This window comes from Colwellia sp. MB02u-9 (genome assembly GCF_014077085.1).
Lineage (GTDB): Bacteria > Pseudomonadota > Gammaproteobacteria > Enterobacterales > Alteromonadaceae > Cognaticolwellia.
Genome location: NZ_JACGVF010000086.1, coordinates 20,735 through 27,394, shown reverse-complemented (window position 1 = coordinate 27,394; position 6,660 = coordinate 20,735). Strand labels below are relative to the sequence as shown.

The 6,660-nt window shown below is 38.2% G+C and carries 5 protein-coding genes and 1 pseudogene; 4 read left to right on the top strand and 2 right to left on the bottom strand.

Annotated features, from left to right (window positions below; translation table 11 throughout):
• Positions 1-426: 426 nt before the first annotated feature.
• Both astB and H4J65_RS06020 read right to left on the bottom strand, forming a co-directional pair.
• Positions 427-1,764 (bottom strand): N-succinylarginine dihydrolase, encoded by a 1,338-nt coding sequence (gene astB / locus H4J65_RS06025; protein WP_182196730.1) that lies wholly within the window; start codon positions 1,762-1,764, stop codon positions 427-429.
• A gap of 474 nt (positions 1,765-2,238) precedes the next feature.
• Positions 2,239-2,751, bottom strand: a complete 513-nt coding sequence (locus tag H4J65_RS06020; RefSeq protein WP_182135009.1) for a fasciclin domain-containing protein — start codon at positions 2,749-2,751, stop codon at positions 2,239-2,241.
• A 373-nt stretch (positions 2,752-3,124) separates the two neighbouring features.
• On the opposite strand from H4J65_RS06020, the gene speA reads away from it, so the two are divergent.
• The 4 genes and pseudogenes from speA to H4J65_RS06000 all read left to right on the top strand — a co-directional run bounded on the left by speA (position 3,125) and on the right by H4J65_RS06000 (position 6,647).
• On the top strand, positions 3,125-5,035 hold the full coding sequence (speA, locus tag H4J65_RS06015) for a biosynthetic arginine decarboxylase (protein ID WP_182196725.1): 1,911 nt from the start codon (positions 3,125-3,127) through the stop codon (positions 5,033-5,035).
• 12 nt (positions 5,036-5,047) lie between these two features.
• Complete coding sequence (gene speB, locus H4J65_RS06010; protein ID WP_182196722.1) at positions 5,048-5,974, top strand: agmatinase; 927 nt, start codon at positions 5,048-5,050, stop codon at positions 5,972-5,974.
• Positions 5,975-6,115: 141 nt separating this feature from the next.
• Positions 6,116-6,355: a type II toxin-antitoxin system ParD family antitoxin gene (locus tag H4J65_RS06005; RefSeq protein WP_182196720.1), complete on the top strand. Its 240-nt coding sequence runs from the start codon at positions 6,116-6,118 to the stop codon at positions 6,353-6,355.
• Positions 6,355-6,647: pseudogene (locus H4J65_RS06000) on the top strand (type II toxin-antitoxin system RelE/ParE family toxin). Before H4J65_RS06005 ends, H4J65_RS06000 begins: the two are co-directional and overlap by 1 nt.
• The last annotated feature ends 13 nt before the right edge of the window (positions 6,648-6,660 follow it).

Here is a 6,660-nt window from a genome sequence, read left to right as displayed (position 1 = left end):
TATGACATCGAAAGTAAAGCGGTAACCATCGAAATGATATCGTATCAATATTCGTATGAAATAGGCACATGGTCTGAACACCCTAATTATAGGTTTATTCAGACTGAAAGGACTATATTCGTATCTTAGTTACCATTAATTGAGGTGATTATTACTTGTGATTTTAGACCGCTTTGAGCTTAAACCAGCCCCATAAACGAGTTGAGTATTTTGGTTAAAATCAACCTGAATATGATCATGGTTTCACAATAACTCAATGACCGCTTATGGCTATCAGTTGACCTAAAGAATAACCAATAGCTAACGTCAACAGAGCGCACCAACAAGACCTAAATGACAAAAGAAAGGAATCACAACATTTAGTGGTTGGTCGGGCTAAGTGGATAGCCCTTCTGGCTTTCTCACCTTTACTTTGTCAGGCATTATTTATTGCTGAAAACGATAAACTGATCCTAGCGATAGTATCTGAGAAAGCTCGTCTAATGCCGTTCGTGACTCAATAAGCAATTGTGGGTCTCTTAAATCATCTATCAGCAATTTATCGCGATAATGACTATTGACCCAAGCAACTAGCTTCGTATACAAGGCATTAGTTAACAAACAATCAGGGTTAACAGCACCTAGTTCTTGCTCTGTCATGGCAACTCTCAAACGTAAACATGCTGGGCCACCGCCATTTTTCATACTTTCATTAACGTCAAAAAACTCAACATGGTTGACCGGGTTATCACCCCTAGTTAAAGACTGTAAATAATCATAAACACTGGCATTATCACGGCAATGTGTTGGCGCAATAATAGCCATTGAATTATCTTTTAAGGTCACTATTTGCGTATTAAAAAGATAGCTATTTACCGCGTCTTTAATCGAAACTTGTTCTGTCGAAACTTCCAAGAAATGCAGCTTGTCACCGGCAAATTTACCCATAAGCTCTTCTTTAAATAACGCGGTATTAAGGTAGGCTTGCTCATGGTAAAGAAAAACATTTTGATTACCTACTGCAATCACATCATTATGAAATACACCCTGATCTATTACCTCAGGATTTTGCTGTACAAAAACGGTATTCTCAGCCGACAAGCCATGTAATCTGGCTATTGCCTGACTAGCTTCTAACGTTTGCCGTGCCGGAAACTTTGTAGGTGCCGGTTTGTTACGATTAAAGGCTGAACGGCCATAGGTAAATATCTCGACGCCTTGTTCACCATAGCCCTGACATAAACGCGTATGATTAGCGGCGCCTTCATCACCAAAATGTTCATTGTCATTTAGGTGTTGGTGATGCTGAAAATACTTATCATCAACGAACATGGCTTTGAGGATATTACTGGTTGTTTCGGGCTCTAACGAGCGATGAAATTTATTGGCTAAATTAGCGGCGGTAAAGTGTAGTTTTTGATCCAAGGTATCTGCCGAAGGAGATACAGTTGCCGCATTCGCTGTCCACATGCTTGATGCAGAGCAACAAGCAGCGAGTAGCGTGGGTGATGCCTTGTATGCTGCTGCCAAAATTTGCGCGTCTGTACCCTGAAAACCTAGCCTTTTTAAAGTGTAAATATCAGGGCGTTCTTGCGGGGCAAATACCCCTTGATGTAGTCCCATATCATGCAAGGCTTTCATCTTTTTCAAACCCTGTAATGCGGCACTTTTAGGATTTGAACTCTCAGTAGCATTTGATAAAGAAGCTACGTTGCCCTCAGATAAACCAGCATAATTGTGCGTAGGGCCAACTAAGCCATCAAAATTCACTTCAATACTTTTCATTATTTTTCTCGAATACCATTATTTATTAGAACAAAGCAAAGTATGTACCACTAAAAGACTAACCTTATTTATCAATAGCTTGTGCACTTAAGCACCTGCTTACATTAAACTTTGCAACAGAGTAAGGCAGAGTAACACAGGTATACTATATCGACGCACCAATACAAGGCACCCTAGCGCTTTAATCCTGTAATACCAAGGGGTTCAGTTATTGCTCAATAACAGGTTGTGTTTATAAATAAGGGCGATTAAAAAGCCTACTCAAAACATCAGGCTTTAACTGATAAGTCATTGGGTAGTGAAATTTGTAGTGTTATGTTTAGTGTAATTTTGATTTTTAAACTCTGTCAGCGATTGTTCTAGACTTGTTGTATCATGATCACCTTAAAAAATTAAAGTGATCATAGCTAAAAATTATGCGAGGTCGCAGAGTATCAAGATATAAAAATAAACTAATACTCTGCAGGGTTATGCTTACTTAGGCATTAATACTGTGTCAATCACATGTATCACGCCATTACTTGCTTTTACATCTGCCATGATAACTTTTGCGTTGTTTATCATTACATTTCCATCAACAACTTCAACCATCAACATTTCACCTTGAACACTAGTTGCACTGTCTATTTTCACAACATCTGTTGACATTACTTTTCCAGAAACTACGTGATAGGTTAAAATTGAAGCAAGTTTATCTTTGTTTTCTGGTTCTAGCAGCATTTCAACGGTACCTTCAGGTAACTTTGCAAAAGCTTCATCTGTTGGTGCAAATACTGTAAAAGGCCCTTCACCTTTAAGCGTGTCAACTAACCCCGCCGCTTTAATTGCTGCAACCAGGGTGTTGAAAGAACCATTTTCAGCGGCCACATCGACAATGTCTTTTTTCATACCGTGATCACCTTCATTATGATGACCTGCAAAAGCGGCAGGCATAAAAGCTAAGCTGGCAACCATAAGTGATAATACTGCAATAAATTTATTTAACATGATATTTCCTATTTAGTGATTACTGGTTTGACTACGCGTTTGTTACATTAAAGTTACGTATGGTTAATAGGATAAGATCATTTTGATTAAATTATAGGCAACAAAATATTAGAAGCTACACTTAATATGGCTAGACTATTGGCTACGCATACTAAAACACTGGGTTTAAATCGACTAAATAATAGCTTAACTTTATAGCGCTAACGCTTCGAATAGCCTTGAAAACCTAGTTCACAATCACTAATCAATAATATTTTTCATTTGTAACGATTTTTTTTGTTGGACATTAAACTGCTCATAAACTCTAATTCGCGCAAATTACTTATGATGAATTATCATTTTATTATTAAATAAAATGGCTAAAGGAAAACGAATGAATAAAGATAATCTTGATCACGCACGTGCACACTATAATGTACGTCATTGGAGTCAGGGCTATTTCGGTATAAATGATGCGGGAAATGTATATGTTGCACCTAAAGTTGACCATCAAGATCATACGGTAGAATTAAGTACTATTGCTAAGATGATTGAAAGTAAGGGCTTAACGCTACCTGCTTTAGTGCGATTTCCACAAATAATCCATCATCGTATTCACAGCTTGTGTGAAGCCTTTAATAAAGCAATAGAAGACTATGATTATCAGCAAAAATATTTATTAGTTTATCCTATTAAAGTTAATCAACAGCGTGAAGTTGTTGATGAGATTTTGGCTAGCCAAAATAACAAAGAATTCACACAATTAGGACTTGAAGCAGGTAGTAAAGCAGAATTGTTGGCTGTTTTGGCCATGGCTCAAAAAGTTTCTTCGGTTATTGTTTGTAATGGTTACAAAGACCGAGAGTATGTGCGTTTGGCATTAATCGGCGAAAAGTTAGGCCATCAAGTTCATATTGTTTTAGAGAAAATGTCTGAACTGGAGATGATTTTAGCCGAAGCGAAAAAACTGAATGTAGAACCTAGATTAGGCATACGCGTTCGCTTAGCGTCTCAAGGTAAAGGTAAATGGCAAGCCAGTGGCGGTGAAAAATCAAAGTTTGGTTTGTCAGCTTCACAAGTACTTAACGTGGTTAAAATACTTAAAGCAGAAAACATGCTTGATGCGTTAAAACTGGTGCACTTTCACTTAGGCTCGCAAATAGCCAATATAAGAGATGTTAGATTAGGTGTTAGTGAAGCGGCGCGTTTTTATTGTGAGCTTCGCCATCTTGGTGCCGGGCTTTTATGCATGGATGTGGGTGGTGGTTTGGCCATTGACTATGATGGTACACGCAGCCAATCACATAACTCAATGAACTATAGTGTTGCGGAATATGCTAATAATATTGTCCATACTATTGGCGATATTTGTAAGAGTTATGAGCAACCCATGCCGATGATTATTTCAGAATCGGGCAGAGCATTAACCGCGCATCATGCGGTATTAATTTCTAATGTTATTGGCGCAGAATCTTATGAACCCGAAGAGATAAAAGCGCCCATGCTTGACGAGTCTGTCTTGTTAAATAATATGTGGCGCTCGTTAAAGCAATTAAATGACCGTAATGATGATCGCGCACTGATTGAGATTTATCACGACACGCAAAGTGATTTAGCTGAAGTACACAGCCAATTTTCTATGGGATTATTAAACTTAACCCAGCGAGCTTGGGCAGAACAAATTAACTTGCGTGTTTGTTATGAATTAAACAAATTAATGGATGCTAAAAACCGTTTCCATCGCCCGATAATTGATGGCTTAACTGAAAAGCTTGCAGATAAATTTTTTGTTAACTTTTCTTTATTTCAATCATTACCCGATGCGTGGGGCATAGATCAGGTTTTTCCTGTTTTACCGTTAAATAACTTAGAAAAATCACATGAAAAACGAGCCGTGTTATTAGACATTACTTGTGATTCAGATGGCGCAATTGACCATTATGTTGACGGCCAAGGTATTGAAAGCACATTACCTGTACCGGCATGGACAGAAGACGAACCTTATTTACTGGGTTTCTTCTTAGTGGGTGCTTATCAAGAAATTTTAGGTGATATGCATAATCTATTTGGTGACACACACAGCGCTGTTGTCTTTATTAATGACGACGGTGAAGCAGAAATCACTGAAATTAATGAAGGTGATACGGTTGAAGACATGTTGCGTTATGTCCATTTAGACCCAGAATTATTTAAACGAACTTATTCTGAGCTTATCGAGGCTAGATTATCAACAACTGAAGGTGAACAAATTTTTAATGAATTAGAAGCCGGCTTAAAGGGTTATACCTATCTTGAAGATTTATAGAGCGTCAGTGTAATGAAAAATATTTTCAATCAAGTAGATGAGTCTATTTATTCAAATGCCATGACATTTTTACGCCAGCCTTTAGCGCAAAATCCAGTCGAGTCAGCTGCTGACATTGTTGTTTTAGGCTTACCCTATGATATGGCCACCACTGGGCGTTCAGGCGCTCGAATGGGCCCTACTGCCATTAGACAAGCGTCGGTTAATTTGGCTTGGGAAGGTCAGCGATTTCCTTGGTCTTTTCGCTTATTAAAACACTGTAACATAGTGGATGCTGGCGACTTGGTGTTCTCTCCTGGAGACTCTGCGCACTTCTGTGCGCAAGTTGAAAGCGCTATAGGCCAGTTACTTGACTCGGGTAAAACGGTTTTATCGTTAGGAGGAGATCACTTTGTTACTTTGCCCATACTACGCGCTTATGCGAAAAAATTTGGCACTATGGCACTGATTCATTTTGATGCCCATACCGATACCTATAACAATGGCAGCTGTTATGATCACGGCACTATGTTTTATCATGCGCCGAAAGAAAAACTCATAGATAAAGCTAAATCTATTCAAGTGGGTATTCGCACTAATTACCAAGAGAAAGACCATGGTTTTTCTGTGATTAATGCCATGCAGGCCAATGATATGAGTGTAGAGGAGATCACCGCATTAATTAAAGCTAGAGTGGGCAATACCCCTGTTTACCTAACCTTTGATATTGACTGCTTAGATCCCGCCTTTGCCCCAGGTACAGGTACACCCGTATGTGGCGGTTTAACTACAGATAAAGTATTAAGAATTTTGCGAGCTTTAGTGGGTATTAACCTGGTTGGTATGGATGTGGTTGAAGTAGCTCCGGCCTATGATAACAGTGAAGTTACCGCATTAGCCGCGGCAACAATAGCTGTAGAGTTAGCCCATATTTGGACGGCTAAACATAAGCTGAGATAATAGATTATTAAGAGGCAAATAATGGTTGGTTAAAATAAGCGACGATGGAGCAAAAACCAACTGTTATTTGTCCTTTTGAGTGACTTGTAATATTTTTATACCATAATATATTATATATAGGTATTTATCGGATTTTATATCATGGCTAAAAATACAAGCGTAACATTGGGCGATCATTTTGATCAATTTATAAACCAACAACTGAAAACTGGTCGTTATGGCTCAGCAAGTGAAATTGTTAGAGCTGGATTAAGAGCATTAGAAGATCAAGAAACTAAACTTTTAAACTTACGCAATATGCTAATTCAAGGTGAACAAAGCGGTATTGCCGATTACAGCGTTGAAAGTTTGTTGACTGAGCTAGATAAAGATAACCATTAATGAATGATTTTTTGCTATCTTCGAAAGCCAAATCAGATTTAATTAAAATAGCTAAATATACCCAATTAACTTGGGGCTACCTCAACGGAACGACTACCTAAAAATATTAGATAATACATTTCAGTTGTTAGCTCATGAGCCAGAATTAGGACTCAATTGCGATTACATTAGAGCGGGTTACAGCAAATACCCACAAGCTAGCCATGTAATTTATTACAAAGAGTATAAAAAAAGCCAAATATTTATAGTGCGTATATTACATAAAAGTATGGATGTGAACTCCGCACTCTAGAAAAACCTAGACA

Bases quoted from the DNA above. Each gene is read 5' to 3' on its own strand.
- astB (WP_182196730.1), bottom strand. From the start codon at position 1,764: ATGAAAAGTATTGAAGTGAATTTTGATGGCTTAGTTGGCCCTACGCAC.
- H4J65_RS06020 (WP_182135009.1), bottom strand. From the start codon at position 2,751: ATGTTAAATAAATTTATTGCAGTATTATCACTTATGGTTGCCAGCTTA.
- speA (WP_182196725.1), top strand. From the start codon at position 3,125: ATGAATAAAGATAATCTTGATCACGCACGTGCACACTATAATGTACGT.
- speB (WP_182196722.1), top strand. From the start codon at position 5,048: ATGAAAAATATTTTCAATCAAGTAGATGAGTCTATTTATTCAAATGCC.
- H4J65_RS06005 (WP_182196720.1), top strand. From the start codon at position 6,116: ATGGCTAAAAATACAAGCGTAACATTGGGCGATCATTTTGATCAATTT.